11 protein-coding genes are annotated in these 15,390 nt (G+C 70.7%); 7 read left to right on the forward strand and 4 right to left on the reverse strand.

Features of this window, described 5'->3' with window-relative positions:
• Positions 1–197 precede the first annotated feature (197 nt).
• Together ACFVH5_RS30570 and ACFVH5_RS30575 are read left to right on the forward strand one after the other, a co-directional pair.
• Complete coding sequence (locus tag ACFVH5_RS30570) at positions 198–3,449, forward strand: discoidin domain-containing protein (protein ID WP_385836941.1); 3,252 nt, start codon at positions 198–200, stop codon at positions 3,447–3,449.
• Positions 3,446–4,939 (forward strand): family 43 glycosylhydrolase, encoded by a 1,494-nt coding sequence (locus ACFVH5_RS30575; protein ID WP_385836942.1) that lies wholly within the window; start codon positions 3,446–3,448, stop codon positions 4,937–4,939. Before ACFVH5_RS30570 ends, ACFVH5_RS30575 begins: the two co-directional genes overlap by 4 nt.
• Before the next feature lie 70 nt (positions 4,940–5,009).
• On the opposite strand, the gene ACFVH5_RS30580 is transcribed toward ACFVH5_RS30575, so the two are convergent.
• The 4 genes from ACFVH5_RS30580 to ACFVH5_RS30595 all read right to left on the reverse strand — a co-directional run bounded on the left by ACFVH5_RS30580 (position 5,010) and on the right by ACFVH5_RS30595 (position 9,304).
• Positions 5,010–5,933 (reverse strand): 5-dehydro-4-deoxyglucarate dehydratase, encoded by a 924-nt coding sequence (locus ACFVH5_RS30580; RefSeq protein ID WP_385836943.1) that lies wholly within the window; start codon positions 5,931–5,933, stop codon positions 5,010–5,012.
• 51 nt (positions 5,934–5,984) lie between these two features.
• A complete protein-coding gene (locus tag ACFVH5_RS30585) occupies positions 5,985–6,962 on the reverse strand; it encodes a 2-hydroxyacid dehydrogenase (RefSeq protein ID WP_385836944.1) in 978 nt (325 codons plus the stop codon).
• 16 nt (positions 6,963–6,978) lie between these two features.
• Positions 6,979–8,253 carry a glucarate dehydratase family protein gene (locus ACFVH5_RS30590; protein WP_385836946.1) on the reverse strand — a complete coding sequence of 425 codons (1,275 nt, stop codon included), beginning with the start codon at positions 8,251–8,253 and terminating at the stop codon, positions 6,979–6,981.
• A 70-nt stretch (positions 8,254–8,323) separates the two neighbouring features.
• Positions 8,324–9,304: a 2-hydroxyacid dehydrogenase gene (locus tag ACFVH5_RS30595; protein WP_385836947.1), complete on the reverse strand. Its 981-nt coding sequence runs from the start codon at positions 9,302–9,304 to the stop codon at positions 8,324–8,326.
• Between the two features lie 259 nt (positions 9,305–9,563).
• Here ACFVH5_RS30595 and ACFVH5_RS30600 point away from each other — a divergent pair, with 259 nt between their 5' ends.
• Genes ACFVH5_RS30600 through ACFVH5_RS30620 form a run of 5 tightly spaced genes read left to right on the forward strand, consistent with a single transcriptional unit; the run spans position 9,564 to position 15,239 of the window.
• Complete coding sequence (locus ACFVH5_RS30600) at positions 9,564–11,153, forward strand: ABC transporter substrate-binding protein (protein ID WP_385836948.1); 1,590 nt, start codon at positions 9,564–9,566, stop codon at positions 11,151–11,153.
• Position 11,154: 1 nt separating this feature from the next.
• A complete protein-coding gene (locus ACFVH5_RS30605; protein WP_385836949.1) occupies positions 11,155–12,084 on the forward strand; it encodes an ABC transporter permease in 930 nt (309 codons plus the stop codon).
• A gap of 14 nt (positions 12,085–12,098) precedes the next feature.
• Positions 12,099–13,157, forward strand: coding sequence for an ABC transporter permease (locus ACFVH5_RS30610; protein ID WP_385836950.1), 1,059 nt, complete (start codon positions 12,099–12,101; stop codon positions 13,155–13,157).
• On the forward strand, positions 13,154–14,179 hold the full coding sequence (locus tag ACFVH5_RS30615) for an ABC transporter ATP-binding protein (RefSeq protein WP_385836951.1): 1,026 nt from the start codon (positions 13,154–13,156) through the stop codon (positions 14,177–14,179). The genes ACFVH5_RS30610 and ACFVH5_RS30615 overlap by 4 nt, the downstream gene beginning before the upstream one ends.
• Positions 14,172–15,239 carry an ABC transporter ATP-binding protein gene (locus ACFVH5_RS30620; RefSeq protein WP_385836952.1) on the forward strand — a complete coding sequence of 356 codons (1,068 nt, stop codon included), beginning with the start codon at positions 14,172–14,174 and terminating at the stop codon, positions 15,237–15,239. Before ACFVH5_RS30615 ends, ACFVH5_RS30620 begins: the two co-directional genes overlap by 8 nt.
• The last annotated feature ends 151 nt before the right edge of the window (positions 15,240–15,390 follow it).

Below are 15,390 nucleotides of genomic sequence, written 5' to 3' on the forward strand. Positions count from 1 at the left end.
TTACGTTGCGAAAACCTTTTAGGTCGTTTCACCGTTCACTCTCCAGCGCTTCCCCGTGCACCGGTTCCTGCGGATACATGCCATGAGCAGGCATGTCATGAGCACAACACAACTGGACAGGGAGCTCCGATGAGAAGACCGATCAGAACGGACCGCACCTCCTCCCGGCACGGACCTTGTGGACGACGGGCCCTGCCATGAAGCGGCTCCTCGTCGCCCTGGCCCTCGTCATCGGCTGTGTCGTCACCGCGACGCCCGCCCACGCCGCGCAGACCATCGGATTCCCCACCTTCAGCGGCCCCGCGATCCCCGCCCCGCCCGTCGCCCACACGACCGGCGACATGATGCGGAGCATCTACGACGCGGAGAGCTCGGGCACCGACTTCTGGATGGACCGGCTGCTGGCCCGTACCGGCAACGACCCGGCAGGGCCCTGGCTGATGAGCCGCGGCCGTGCGCTCTTCATGAAGACCCACGACCCCGCGGTGCTCGGCTTCGGCGGGCACGTCGCCTACTGGGAGAGCATCAACGACAACAACGCCTACTCGGTCGCGATCTCGCCCGGCACCTTCACCGAACAGGTCGCCCAGCGCCGGCAGACGCCGAGCCACTGGAAGAGTGTGCACACCAGCGGCTCGGTGACGGTCGACCAGACCAAGTTCATCACCGACAACAACGTCGCGGTGACCAACCTGTCGATCAGGAACAACGGCAGCGCCGCCACCACACTGCAACTGCGCGCGACCTCCCCGTACGCCGCCTCCGGCAGTGGCAGTGAGCTGACCGGGCAGGTCAACGCCCACAACAACCTCACCACCGTGCGCCCGCGCCTGACCGGTGACGGTTTCGCCGTCTCCAGCGGCGGGCTCAACCGGTCCGTGACGATCGCGGCCGGAGCCACCGTGACCACCAAGGTGGTGATGGGCTTCGTCACCGACGAGATCCCCGCGTCCCTCACGGAGTACAACGCCTACGCGGGTTACTCGGCCGCCACCGCGTTCGCCACCCATGTCAGGGCCTACAACCTGTGGTGGGCGCAGAACGTGCCCTACATCGACGTGCCCGAGGGCGCCATCAAGAAGAACATCTACTACCGCTGGTGGCTGATGCGCTTCAACAGCCTCGACGCCGACATCCCCGGGCAGACCTTCCAGTTCCCGACCTCGACCGAGGGCGTCCTCGGCTACAACAACGCGATCGCGCTGACCCAGCCCATGCACATCGACGACCTCAAGTACCTGCGTGATCCGTCCTACGCGTACGGGGACTGGCTCAGTGTCGGCCAGACCTCCAAGGGGGCCCGGTTCCTCGACAATCCGGGTGACCCCGAGAACTGGTCCAACAGCTACACCCAGTACATCGCCGAGGCGGCCTGGAAGAGCTACCAGATCCACGGCGGCCAGCCTGGCATCGCCGCCAACCTGGCCCGGTACGCCGAGGGAGACGTCAAGGGCCAACTCGCGTACTACGACCACGACAACAACAAGCTCATCGAGTACGACTGGGGCGCGCTGACCGGCAACGACGCCGACGCCGTCTCCTTCCACTGGAAGCCCGGGAACATGGACCGCGCCGAGTCCGCCTACCAGTACAGCGGCGCGCTCGCCGCCGCGCAGGCCTACGAGGCGACCGGCAACACGGCCAAGGCCACCGAGATGCGCACGCTCGCGACCCAGATCAAGGACGCGATCGTCAACGTGCTCTGGAACCCGAACCGGCAACTCTTCGAGCACCGGCTGAAGTCGACCAACGAATGGGTGCCCTGGAAGGAGATCAACAACTACTACCCGTTCTCCGTCGGCGCGGTTCCCGACACCGCGACGTACAAGCAGGCCCTGCGTCTGTACGACGACCCCGCCCAGTACCCCGTGTTCCCCTTCTACACGGCCAACCAGGTCGACAAAAAGGCGGCGGCCGACGCCGGCAACCCCGGCTCCAACAACTTCTCCACCATCAACTCCACCGTGCAGTTCCGCCTCTACTCCTCCGTGCTGCGCAACTACTCCAACTCCTGGATGAACGCGACCGACTACAAGAAGCTCCTGTACTGGAACACCTGGGCGCAGTACGTCGGCGGCAGCACCCAGTGGCCGGACGCCAACGAGTTCTGGGCCGACTGGAACGGCACCGGCATCGACTACCGCTCCTGGATCCACCACAACATCCTGGGCAGCAGCAACTGGACCGTGATCGAGGACGTCGCCGGACTGCGCCCGCGCAGCGACGCCAAGGTCGAGCTGTCCCCGATCGACATCGGCTGGAGCCACTTCACCGTCAACAACCTCCGCTACCGGGGCGCCGACCTGACCATCGTCTGGGACGACCCCGCCGACGGAGTGGTCCGCTATCCCGGTGTCCCGGAGGGCTACTCGATCTACGTCAACGGCAACCGGGCCGCGACCGTCAACTCGCTGGTGCCCTTCACCTGGGACCCGGCCACCGGTGACGTCACCACGAGCGGCACGGTCACCCACCACACGTCCGTCGCCGGACTGAAGGCCCCGAACCAGGTCGTGCAGAGCAGCCCCCGGATGGTCGACATGCTCGCCAAGGCCGGTGTCGACCTCACCGCCGACCTGCCCAACCTCGCCTCCGGCGCGACCGTGTCCGCGTCCTACACCGGCTCCGGCTCCGCCGTCTCCGGGGCGGTCGACGGCTATCCCACCAACGAACCCTTCTGGGGCGCGGGCGGCTCCCCCAACAGCCAGGACTGGTACGAGCTGAATCTGGGCGCCACGCGCACACTCGACGAGGTGCGGCTGCACTTCAAGGACAGCCGGCCGGCGAGCACCACCTACCGGGCGCCGTCCGCGTACACCATCCAGTACTACAAAGGCAGTTCGTGGGTGAACGTGGCCGACCAGACGAAGAGTCCGGCCGTGCCGCGCGCCAACTACAACCTGGTGCGGTTCCCGGCGGTCGGCGCACAGCGCATCCGGGTCCTGGCCACCAACGCCTCCGGGGCGAAGACGGGGCTCACCGAGGTCAAGGTGTTCCACCGGGGCGGTGTTCAGCCGCCCGCCAATCTCGCGGGGTCGGCGACGGCGTCCGCGTCGGCCACGTCGTCCTGGGAGAGCGTCGCCGCGGTCAACGACGGGATCGATCCGCCGTCGTCCAACGACACGGTGAACCCGCGCTGGGGGTGCTGGCCCGAGACGGGTCAGCAGTGGGTCGACCTGACCTGGTCCTCGGCGAAGAACCTGGCCAGGGCCGAGGTCTACTTCTTCGACGACGACCAGGGGATCGACATGCCCGCCTCGTGGAAGCTCCAGTACTGGAACGGCAGCGCCTATGTCGATGTGCCGGGCGCCGGGACCTATCCGGTGGTCAGGAACCAGTACAACTCCGTCAGCTTCACGCCCACGAGCACCACGCGGCTCCGGGTGCTGCTGACGGGCAACGGCACGAACTCCGTCGGCCTCCTGGAAGCGAAGGTGTACGGCCCGTGACCCGTTCCCGATGTCTCTCCGCGCTCGTCGCCCTGTTCACCCTGGCGGTCGCCCTCCTCGTGGCACCACCCGCCTCCGCCGCCGTGGCGTTCACCTCGGCCGGGGTGAACCAGAACGGCAACAACTGCCTCGACCTGCCCAATGGTTCGTCGGCCAACGGCGCGCAGCTGCGCGCCTTCACCTGCAGTTCCGGCGCGAACCAGAGCTTCGGCTACACCCTGGTCGCGGAGACGACCGGCACGTACACGATCACCACGCAGTCCGGTCAGTGCGTCGATGTCTCCGGGGCGTCGACGGCGGACAACGCCGCGGTCATCCAGTGGCCCTGCCACAGCGCGACGAACCAGCAGTGGCGGCTCGTCCCGGTGACGGTGCCGGGCACGGACCGGACCTTCAACCTGGTGTCCGTCGGCTCCGGCAAGTGCGTGGCGCCGAGCGGTGGTTCGTCGGCCTCGAACACCGACCTGGTGCAGCTGCCGTGCTCCGCGACCGGTGGCAGAGTGTGGCGGCTGCCCGGCTTCAGCGGCGGCGGTACGAGCCCGGGCACGTTCACCAACCCGCTCGTCCAGCGCGGGCCCGACCCCTGGCTCACCTACTACGACGGCTACTACTACCTCGCCACGACGACCTGGAACTCGACGGTCACCATGCGCAGGTCGGCCACCCTGGGCGGTCTCGCCACGGCAACCGAGCAGGTGGTCTTCAACCTGACCCGGCCCAACGGGGCGGGCACGATGTGGGCCCCCGAGTTCCATCTGCTCGACGGCCCCAACGGCAAGCGGTGGTACTTCTACTACACGGCCGGGCGGGAGCCGTACGACCTCGGCACCCAGCGGATCCATGTGCTGGAGAGCGCCGGGCTCGACCCGATGGGGCCCTACAGCTTCAAGGCCGACCTGCTCGATCCGACCCAGGACAACACCTGGGAACTGGACCCGGGCATCCTCCAACTGAACGGCAGTCTCTACCTGTTGGGGACCTTCTACAACGGCTCGCAGCCGATGTTCATCCGGCCGCTGTCGAACCCCTGGACCGCGAGCGGCACCCGCCGTGTCCTGTCCACGCCGACCTACAGCTGGGAGACGGTGGGCGGCGCGGTCAACGAGGGCGCCGAGGTCCTCCAGCGCGGCGGAAAGACCTTCATCGTGTACTCCGCCAGCCACTGCTCCACACCCGACTACAAGCTGGGCATGCTCACCTGGAACGGCGGTGATCCGCTCAGTTCGTCGTCCTGGGTCAAGTCGCCGAACCCCGTCTTCCAGCGGTCCAACGCCACTGGTGTGTACGGGCCCGGGCACAACGGCTTCTTCAAGTCGCCCGACGGGACGGAGGACTGGATCGTCTACCACGCCAACAGTTCCGCCTCCGGCGGCTGCGACATGAACCGGAGCACCCGGGCGCAGAAGTTCACCTGGAACGCCGACGGCACACCGAACTTCGGCACCCCGGTGGCTCTCGGCGCCGCCCAGACCGTCCCGTCGGGCGAGTGACCCCGCGGCCCTTCTTGAACCGCCGGTTCGGGAACCATCGCTTCCCGAACCGGCGGACGCGGCTTGCGAATCAGGAGGCGAGCACGGCGCGTCCCTCGGCGATGATGGCCGCCAGCTCCTCGATCTCCCCCGCACCGAGGGTGGTCAGGGGCGGGCGGACCGGTCCCGCCTTGCTGCCCTCCAGCGTCACCCCCGCCTTCACCAGGGCCACCGCGTAGCCGGGGACCCGCTTGCGCAGCCTGACCAGGGGGTGGAAGAAGGCCCGCTGCAGCGCGTCGACCCGCTGGGTGTCGTCCTCCTCCACCGCGCGGTGGAAGGCGAGGGAGATGTCGGGCGCGAAGGCGAACGCGGCCGAGGAGTACAGCTTCACGCCCAGGGCGCGGTAGGCCTGCTGGCTCGCCTCGGCGGTGGGCATGCCGTTGAAGAACTGGAACTCCTTGCCGGACGCGCTCAGCGACTCACGTACGGCGGGAATGATCCGGGCGACGAGATCGAGGTCGCCGGTGCCGTCCTTGAAGCCTGTGACCGTGGGCAGTTGGGCGACCTCCGACGCGGTGTGCTCGTCGAAGCGCGCGTTGCCCCGGTTGTAGACGATCACCGGCAGGGAGGTCTCCCGGGCGACCGCGCGGACGTACGCGACCAGGCCCTCGGCGGGCGAGTCGACGAGGTAGGGAGGCATGAGCAGCAGGCCGTCCGCACCGGCCTCGGCGGCGGCGCGGGCGAAGCGGCGGGCCAGCCCGAGCGAGCCGCCGGCCCCGGCGTACACCGGGACCCGGCCGGCCACCGCGTCGACGGCGGTCCGTACGACCTCGGTGAACTCCTCGACGTCCAGGGCGTGGAACTCACCGGTGCCGCAGGCGACGAACACGCCGCCGGGGCCGGCGGCGGTCCCCGTCGAGACGTGCTGGTGCAGGGCGGCCAGGTCGACCTCACCGAGATCGGTGAACGGCGTGACGGGGAAAAAGAGGACGCCTTCGAGCATGGGGGTCTCCAACTCCTGGGGCAGTGGGGCGAGGGGCGGGGGTGAAGGCGCGCGGGCGCCGGGTCAGGTGGCCGTGGCGGCGCCCGCGCGCACCACGTTGGTGAGCGGGCGGCCCTGCTCCAGGCGGTTGATGTTGTCGGCGATCTCCACCGCGCGGGCGGCGAAGGTGTCGGTGGTGTGGCCCGAGTGGTGCGGGGTCATCAGCACGTTGGGCAGGTCGTGGAACGGCAGGCGGCTGGGCGCCTGGGGCGGGCCCGACCACCACACGTCCAGCGCGGCCCCGGCGATGACACCGGTGTCCAGGGCCTCGTAGAGCGCGTCCTCCTGGACGACCGGGCCGCGGGCCACGTTGACCAGCAGGGTTCCCGGTCCCATGGCCGCCAGTTCGGCGGGGCCGATCAGCCCGCGGGTGGCGGGGCCGAGGGGGACGGTGACCACGACGACGTCGGACTCGGCCAGCAGGTCGGGCAGCCGGTCGTTGCCACCGATCCAGTCGGTCCGCAGGTCCGCCGGGACCGGCGCGGAGGGGTCGCGCCGCACGGCACGCACCCGCATACCGACCGCCTGGCAGAGGCGGGCGACCTCGGTGCCCGTCTCGCCGAAGCCGATGACGCCCACCCGGCGGCCCTCCAGCGTCGTCCCGAACGGCAGCTCCGGGTCGACGGCCACGTTGCGCCACTGTCCGGCCCGCAGCGCGCGGTCGGCGCCCAGGACGTCGCGGGACAGCATCATGACGGACATGAGGACGTGCTCGGCGATGGAACGGCCGTGGTGGTGCGTGGTGGCGACCGACACCTCCGGGCCGAGCGCGTCCAGCGGGATGCCGTCGTAGCCGGCGCCGACGACGTGCACGAGCCGGAGCCGTCCGGCGCGCCGGGCGTCCTCGGCGCGCAGCTGCGAACCGACGAACACCTCGACGTCGGTGAGGGCCTCGGAGATCCGGTCCGGGGTCCAGTCGAAGGACTCCAGCCAGGTGTGCGGGCCCTCGGCGCGGGCCTTGAGGGGTTCGTGGAAGCGGCTCAGGATGCGGTGGTTGAGCATGATGTGCACGGTCGGGTCACCACCGGGGGGTCTCGGTCGGGAAGGAGGGGTCCACGGTGCGCATGTAGCCGGTGTCGTCGCGGTCGCGCAGTCCGCAGTCGAGGTACTGCCGGTGGAGCCGGGCGAGGGCGTCCCGGTCCAGTTCCACACCCAGGCCGGGAGCGGTCGGGACGGTGACGCGGCCCTCGGTGAACTTCAGGACCCCGGTGTCGACGACGTCCTCGTCCGGCTGCTTCCAGGGCGTGTGCGTGTCGCAGGCGTAGGTGAGGCGCGGGGTGGCCGCCGCGAGATGGGTCATCGCGGCGAGGCTGATGCCGAGGTGCGAGTTGGAGTGCATCGACAGGCCGAGACCGAAGGTGTCGCAGATCGCGGAGAGCTGGAGGCCGCGCCGCAGCCCGCCCCAGAAGTGGTGGTCGGACAGGACGATGCCGACGGAGCCGCGGGCCACGGCCGGGGCGAGGTCGTCGAAGGAGACGACGCACATGTTGGTCGCCAGGGGTGTCCGCGTGCCCGCGGCCACGGCCGCCATGCCGTCGAGGCCCTCGGTCGGGTCCTCCAGGTACTGCAGGTCGCCGTCCAGCTCGCGGGCGACGTGCAGCGAGGTCTCCGTGCTCCAGGCGGCGTTGGGGTCGAGGCGCAGCGGCAGGTCGGGGAAGGCCTTGCGCAGGGCCTTGATCGCCGCGATCTCCTCGTCGGGCGGGAAGACACCGCCCTTGAGCTTGATGGAGGAGAAGCCGTACGCGTCGATCATGCGGCGGGCCTGGTCGACGAGGCCCGCCGGGTCGAGGGCGGCTCCCCAGTCGTCGTCCGGCTGTCCGGGGTGTGCGGCCCACTTGTAGAAGAGGTAGGCGCTGTAGGGGACCGAGGGGCGGACGGCGCCGCCCAGCAGGTCGCTGACCGGCCTGCCGAGCAGCTTGCCCTGGATGTCCAGGCAGGCGACGTCGAAGGGCGACATGACGCGGTCCACGGCGCTGCTGCCGGTGACCATCCCGGACATGCCGTCGCCGCCGGAGGTGTCCTCCCCCAGCGCGCGTGTGGTGCGGGCGATCAGGTCGTTGAGGTTCCAGACGTCCAGGCCGACCAGTTCCCCGGCGGCGCGGCGCAGGCGTTCCAGGTGGACCGTGCCGCCGTAGGTCTCCCCGATGCCGGTGACACCGGACTCCGTGGTCAGCTCGACGATCGTGCGCAGCGCGTAGGGCTCGTGCACCCCGACCGTGTTGAGGAGTGGGTAGTCCTTGAAGGCCACGGGGGTCACGGTGACGTCGGCGATGCGTGCTGCGTTCCCTGCCATGAATGCCGTCCTCATATGTAGTCCGCGTTCTCATTTGTAGACAGCCACCCTCGCGGCTGTCAATGGCCGATCACGGAACCGGGGTGAGCAGGACCCCTTCCGCCAGGAACCGCCGGACGTTGTCGAGGACCAGGTCGGCCATCGCCTGCCGCGTCTCGTGCGTCCCGCTGGCCACATGGGGCAGCAGGAGCACCCGGTCCGACTCCAGCAGCGCCTGCGGCACGTTCGGTTCGTCGGCGAAGACGTCGAGCGCCGCACCGGCGATCCGCCCCTCCCGCACCGCCGCGACCAGGGCGGGCTCGTCGACGACGCTGCCGCGCGCGACGTTGACCAGGAAGCCCCGGGGGCCGAGCGCGTCGAGCACCTCCGCCGAGACCAGCCCCCGGGTGCCCGCCCCGCCCGCGACGGTGACGACGACCGCGTCGCACCCGGCGGCCAGCTCCCGCGCGGTCGGGACGTGGCGGTAGGGGACGCCGGCCACCGGGGTCCGCGAGCAGTACGCGATGTCCGTGCCGAAGCCTTCGAGGCGGCGCGCGACGGCCCGGCCGATCCGGCCGAGCCCGAGGATGCCCACGCGCTTCCCGCTCACCCGGGAGGTCAGCGGGTAGGGCGCCGCACCCCACTTGCCGGCCCGTACGTACCGGTCGGCGGCCGACAGTTCGCGCATGACGTCGATCAGACCGCCGACCGCGAGGTCCGCCACGCAGTCGTTGAGCACGTCGGGGGTGTTGCTGACGTCGATGCCGCGTGCCCGGGCGTGGGCCACGTCCGTGGTCTCGTAGCCGACGCCGAAGTGGACGATCGCGCCCAGCCGCGGCAGCGCGTCCATCAGGGAGTTGCCGACGCCGAACCGCGCACTGGTCACCGCGGCCACCACGTCACCGGCCTCCTCGCGCAGGTAGGCCGCGGGGTCGGGCAGTTCGTGCAGCCGCACGGTGCGGTGCCGCTCGGCCAGCGCCTTCTCCAGGGCGGGGAGCAGCGGGGAGACCTGGAGGACGGTGCCGGGGGCGGCCGGAGCGGCCAGGCCGTCGGGGGTGGCGGGGTGGGACATGGTGGTACTCCCGTCAGGGCAGAGGGTTCGGTGACGTGCGGTGTCCGGGACACCGGGGCGGTCGGGCCGGACGGTGGTCGCCCGGCAGCGGGCGGTGACGGTCGCAGATCCGTCGACGCGCATCCCTTGACGCTGCCACGGCACCGGTTTAGCTTCGGCGTTCACAGATGCGGACCGAGTACGTAAGTGTAAACAGCTCAGGAGGTCGGCCCGAACTCGGAACGTGACACATCAGCACTCCCCCGGAGATACGCCGACGATGAAGTCCCCCGTTTCCTCCCTTCCGCCCGGCCGACGGCGGCCCCGCCCGACGACCGCCCTGCTGCTGGCGGGCACGGTGCTGGTGTCCAGTGGCTGTGCCGTGGCCAACAGCGCCGGCGGCGACGCCGGACAGGCCGACGGCCGCACCCTGCGCGTGGTGCTCACCCAGGAACCACCGACGCTGGAGCCCTGCGAGGCCTCACTGACCAGTACCGGCGTCGTCGTCCGGTCCAACATCACCGAGCCGCTCGTCGAACGCGACCCCGACTCCGGCGAACTGCGTCCGCTGCTCGCGACCGGCTGGAAGCAGACCGGGCCGCGCACCTGGACCTTCGACACCCGCGGCGGGGTGACCTTCCAGAACGGTGAGCCGTTCACCGCGAAGGACGCCGCCTTCTCCATCGACCGGGCGGTCAACTCCGACCTCGCCTGCAACGTCGAGGGCTACGTCTTCGGCGACGACGACCTGAAGGTGAAGGCGGTCGACGACAACCGGCTGACCGTCACCACGCCCGAGCCCGACCCGATCCTGCCGCTGCGCCTGAGCTTCGTGGAGATCGTGCCGCGCTCCACCGGCACCAAGGCCAAGGTGCGCGTCCCGATCGGGACCGGCCCGTACGCCGTGCGCTCGTGGCAGGCCGGTACCGCGATCTCCCTCAGCCGCTACGACGACTACTGGGGCAAGGCTCCCGCGTTTCCCCGGGCCCGTTACGTCTGGCGCAGCGACGCGAGTGTCCGGGCCGCCATGATCGACAAGGACGAGGCGGAGATCGCCGTCGCGCTCGACTCGATGGAGGCGGAGAAGGACACGACCGCCTCCTATCCCAACAACGAGACGACCGCGCTGCGGCTGGACGGCCGCGAGGCGCCGCTCGACGACCTGCGGGTGCGCCGGGCGATCGACCTGGCCGTCGACCGCCAGGGCATCATCGACGCCCTGCTCGGCGGACTGGCCGAACCCGCGGGCCAGCTCGTACCGCCCGGAGTGGTCGGCCACAGCGACGCGATCGAGCCGACCCGCCAGAACGTGGACAAGGCCCGCGCCCTGGTGAAGGAGGCGAAGGCCGACGGCGTACCCACCGGCCGCACCATCACCCTGGTCGCCCGCAACGGCATGTTCTCCGGGGTCTCGGAGACCGCGGAGGCGCTGCAGTACCAGATGAAGGAGATCGGGCTGAGCGTCAAGGTGCGCATGGCCGACACCGCCACCCAGCTCCAGTACCAGCTGAGGCCGCTGCCGAAGAACGTCGGACCCATCGCCCTGCTCATCATGCACGGCAACCAGGCCGGTGACGCGGCCTTCACCGCCAGCCAGTACCTGCTCAGCGACGGCCCGCAGTCCACCTTCGGAAGCAGGGAACTCGACCGGCGCATCGCCGACGCGGGCCTGCTGTCCGGCGACGAGCGCCAGCAGGCCTTCGCCGAGCTGCTCGCCGACCAGAACGACACCGTCGTCCAGTACACCCACATCGCCCACATGAGCGGACTGCTCGGGCTGTCACCGTCGATCAGGTACGAACCGAACTCCGCCACCGGCGACGAAATGCGGCTGGCCGAGGTCGGTCCCGCCGAGGGGGCGAAGGACTGACATGATCCCCTTCCTGCGCAAACGCATGATCTCCAGTGCCGTCCCGCTGTTCTGCGTGGTGCTGGGCGTCTTCTTCCTGGCCCGGATGACCGGCAATCCGGTCGACCTCTACCTGCCCCTGAGCGCCACCGCCGAGCAGCGCGCCGAGTTCTCCGCAGCCCAGGGCTTCGACCTGTCGATCCCCGCGCAACTGTGGAACTACCTCGTCGACGCGGCCCACCTGGACTTCGGCACCTCGCTGCGGACCGGGCAGCCGGCGACCGAGATGGTGCTCGACGCCTTCCCGGTCACCCTCCAGCTCGCCGGGGTGACCATGCTGCTCGCGGTCACCGGAGCCCTGCTGGTCGGCAGCCTGGCCGCCTACCGCCCCAACTCGCTCGTCGACCGGATCGCCAGCCTGCTGTCGATGACGGCCGCCAGCATCCCCGACTTCTGGTTCGCCATCATGGGCGTGCTCGTCTTCGGGGTGAGCCTCGGCTGGCTGCCGACCTCCGGCACGCTCGGCGGACCCGAGATCTGGGTCCTGCCCGTCGCCACCCTCCTGATCCGGCCCTTCGGCGTACTCGTCCAGGTGGTGCGCGGCAGCATGGTCACCGCGCTCTCCGCCCCCTACGTCAAGATCGCCCGCAGCAAGGGCGCCACGCCTCAGCGGGTGATCTTCGGGCACGCCCTGCGCAACGCGGTGACGCCGGTGCTGACCGTGGCCGGCGACCTCGCGGTGGGCCTGGTCAACGGCGCGGTGATCGTCGAGACGATCTTCGGCTGGCCGGGCATCGGCAAACTCATGATCGACTCCATCCTCCAGCGCGACTTCGCGGTCCTCCAGGCGGCCGTGCTCCTCACCGCGGTGACGATCTTCGCGCTCAACATCCTGGTCGACGTCTGTCACGCGCTGACCGACCCCCGTGTGCGACTGGCGGTGCCGGCGTGAGCGAAGGAAGCACCATGCCCCGAGAAGAACCCACGACCGCGGACACGGACACAGCCGTGGGCACCGCTGCGGACACCACCGCGGCCGACACCCCGGACACCACCACCGCCGATACCGCGACCACCGCTGCGGCCGAGACCTCGACCGACGGCAGATCCGCGCCCCGCCGGGCGAACTGGTGGCGGATGCTGGGCCGCGACCGTGCGGCGGCCGTCGCCGCCGTCGTCCTCTCGCTGGTCGTCCTCGTGGCGCTGTTCGGGCGGCTCGTCATCGGCGACCGCGCCCAGCGGCAGGACCTGGACGCCTCCCTGCGGCCCCCGTCCCTGGGCGACGGGGTGTACGGACTGTTCGGCACCGACGTCCTCGGGCGCAGCGTGCTGGCCCGGCTGGTCGACGCCGCCGCGACGACCCTGTCCGTGGCCGTCCCCGCCGTACTGTGCTCGCTGCTGATCGGCTCGGCGCTCGGCCTGTGGGCCGGCTACCACGGAGGCCGCCGCGAGAGCCTCGCCCTGCGCGTCGCCGACGTGATCCTCAGCTTCCCCTCCCTGCTGATCGCGGTGGTCGTGCTGTACGTGTTCTCGCCGAGCGCGCTGAACATCGTGCTGATCCTCGCGGTGGCCCGCATCCCGGTCTATCTGCGCACCGCGCGGGCGGAGGCCGCCGAACTGCGCAGCCGCCTGTTCGTGGACGCGGCCCGTACCTTCGGCACACCGAGCCGGCACATCATCCACCGGCACATCCTGCCGATCGCCCTGCCGACCCTGCTGACGGTCGCCACGCTCGACTTCTGCTTCGTCATGCTCACCGAGTCCTCGCTCAGCTTCCTGGGCATCGGCATCCAGCCGCCGGACGTCAGCTGGGGCCTGATGGTCGCCCAGGGCCGGCAGTACCTCCAGACCGCCTGGTGGATCACCGTGCTCCCGGGGCTCGCCATCGTGTTCACGACGGTGTCCGCCACGGTGCTCGCCGCCTGGGTCCGCATGGCCACCGACCCCGCCCAGCGCTGGCGACTGACGCTGCCCACCAAGCGCCGCGGTGCCTCCGCCGCCGTACCCCCGGAGCTGATCCCGTGACGACCACCGCCGCGCCCTCGCCGTCCGCCGCCGACCTCCCCGACAGCACCCCCGCCCTCGACGTCGAGGGGCTCCGCGTCGACCTGAGCACACCCGCCGGGCGGGTACGGGCCGTCGACGGCGTCAGTTTCAGCGTCCGCCGCGGACGTACCCTCGCCCTCCTCGGCGAGTCGGGCTGCGGCAAGTCGATGACCGCGCTGTCGGTCGTGGGGCTGCTGGACCCCGCCGCCGAGGTGACCGGCGGTGCCGTCCGGGTCAGGGGCAGCGACACGCTCCGGATGAGCCCGGCGGAACGCCGGAAACTCGCCGGTCCCGTGCTGTCGATCGTGTTCCAGGACGCCCTGACCGCCCTCAACCCGGTCCAGCCGGTCGGCCGGCAGATCGGTGAGCCGTTCCGCATCCACCGCGGACTCTCCCGGCGCGAGGCGCACGAGAAGGCCGTCGAGCTGATGACCCGGGTGGGCATCCCCGAGCCCCGGCAGCGGGCCCGTTCCTATCCGCACCAGTTCTCCGGCGGTATGCGGCAGCGGCTGCTGATCGCGATGGCCGTCGCCCTCGACCCCGACGTCCTGATCGCCGACGAACCCACCACCGCGCTCGACGTGACCGTGCAGGCGCAGATCATGCGGCTGCTGCGGGACTTCCAGGACGAGCGGGAGATGGCCCTCGTCCTGATCACGCACGACCTGGCCGTCGTCGCCCAGCGCGCGGACGACGTGGTCGTCATGTACGCGGGCACGGTCGTCGAGAACGGCCCGGTGCGCGAGGTCTTCGCCGCCCCACGCCACCCCTACACCCGGGGACTGCTCGACTCGGTGCCGGAACACGCCGTGCGCGGGCGTCCGCTGCCCGCCGTGCCCGGCAGCCCGCCCGAACTGAGCGCGGTGCCGGCCGGCTGCGTCTTCCAGGACCGCTGTCCGCTGGTGCGCGAGCGCTGCGTCCGGGAACGGCCGGTCCTGCGTACGTCGAGCGAGGGCCGCACGGCCGCCTGCCACTTCTCCGAGGAGCTCGACCGTGCCTGAACGTCCCGTGCCTGAGAGCCGCACGTCCGCAACCCGCGCCGCCACCCTCGTCGAGGGCCACCGCGCCGGCGCACCGGAGGAGCCGGCGCCCCTGCTGGAGGTCAGCGGTGTCACCAAGACCTTCGGCCACGGCCGCCGCCGGCTGACCGCCCTGGACGGGGTGGACATCCGGCTCGGCCGGGGCGAGACCCTCGGGCTCGTCGGCGAGTCGGGCTGCGGGAAGTCCACCCTCGCCCGGGTGCTGCTCGGCCTGGAACGGCCCGACGCGGGCACCGTACGGTTCGACGGCACCGACCCGTTCGCCCTGCGCGGCAAGGACCTGCTGGCCTGGCGCCGCCGCGTCCAGATGGTCTTCCAGGACCCCTTCGCCTCGCTCAACGCGCGGATGTCGGCCGCCGACCTGATCGGTGAGCCCTGGCGCACCCACCGGGACGTCGTACCGGACGCGAAGGCCCGGGAGAAGCGCGTCCGCGAACTCCTCTCCCTGGTCGGGCTGCGCGACAGCGACGCCCACCGCTACCCGAACGAGTTCTCCGGCGGGCAGCGCCAGCGCATCGGCATCGCCCGCGCGCTGGCCCTGGACCCCGACCTCATCGTCTGCGACGAGCCGGTCTCCGCGCTGGACCTGTCGGTGCAGGCCCAGGTCCTGAACGTCCTGTCGGAACTCCGGGAACGCCTCGGCGTGGCCTATGTGTTCATCTCCCACGACCTGTCCGTGGTGCGGTACATCTCCGACCGCGTGACCGTGATGTACCTGGGCAAGGTCGTCGAACACGGGGCCACCGAGGACGTCTTCGAGCGTCCTCGGCATCCGTACACCGGTGCGCTGATGTCGGCCGCGCCGGTTCTGGACGCGTCCGGCGCGTCCGGGGACCGGGAGATCCAGCTCAAGGGGGAGATTCCCTCGCCCTTCGACATCCCGTCGGGGTGCGGGTTCCGCACGCGGTGTCCGCGGGCGGAGGATCTGTGTGCGTCGGAGGCTCCGCCGGTGGTTGCAGGGGGCTCCCACACCGCGCTGTGCCACTTCCCTCTTGAGGCGGGTGCTGCTGCGCGGGCGTGAACGGGTGGTTCGTCGGCTGCGGCCCGGTGGGGGTGGGCCGCGCAGTTCCCCGCGCCCCTTGAGGGCGGGGCTGCGCCCCGGCCCCCTCAGGGACGCGCGAGCTACGGAGACGACCTACACCCCAGCCCCCTAGGCCCTGTCGTCAAATTCC

The organism is Streptomyces sp. NPDC127119 (genome assembly GCF_042677425.1).
GTDB lineage: Bacteria > Actinomycetota > Actinomycetes > Streptomycetales > Streptomycetaceae > Streptomyces.

Coding starts and splice junctions, on each gene's coding strand:
- ACFVH5_RS30590 (WP_385836946.1), bottom strand. CDS start 8,253: ATGGCAGGGAACGCAGCACGCATCGCCGACGTCACCGTGACCCCCGTG.
- ACFVH5_RS30570 (WP_385836941.1), top strand. CDS start 198: ATGAAGCGGCTCCTCGTCGCCCTGGCCCTCGTCATCGGCTGTGTCGTC.
- ACFVH5_RS30600 (WP_385836948.1), top strand. CDS start 9,564: ATGAAGTCCCCCGTTTCCTCCCTTCCGCCCGGCCGACGGCGGCCCCGC.
- ACFVH5_RS30585 (WP_385836944.1), bottom strand. CDS start 6,962: ATGCTCAACCACCGCATCCTGAGCCGCTTCCACGAACCCCTCAAGGCC.
- ACFVH5_RS30610 (WP_385836950.1), top strand. CDS start 12,099: ATGCCCCGAGAAGAACCCACGACCGCGGACACGGACACAGCCGTGGGC.
- ACFVH5_RS30605 (WP_385836949.1), top strand. CDS start 11,155: ATGATCCCCTTCCTGCGCAAACGCATGATCTCCAGTGCCGTCCCGCTG.
- ACFVH5_RS30595 (WP_385836947.1), bottom strand. CDS start 9,304: ATGTCCCACCCCGCCACCCCCGACGGCCTGGCCGCTCCGGCCGCCCCC.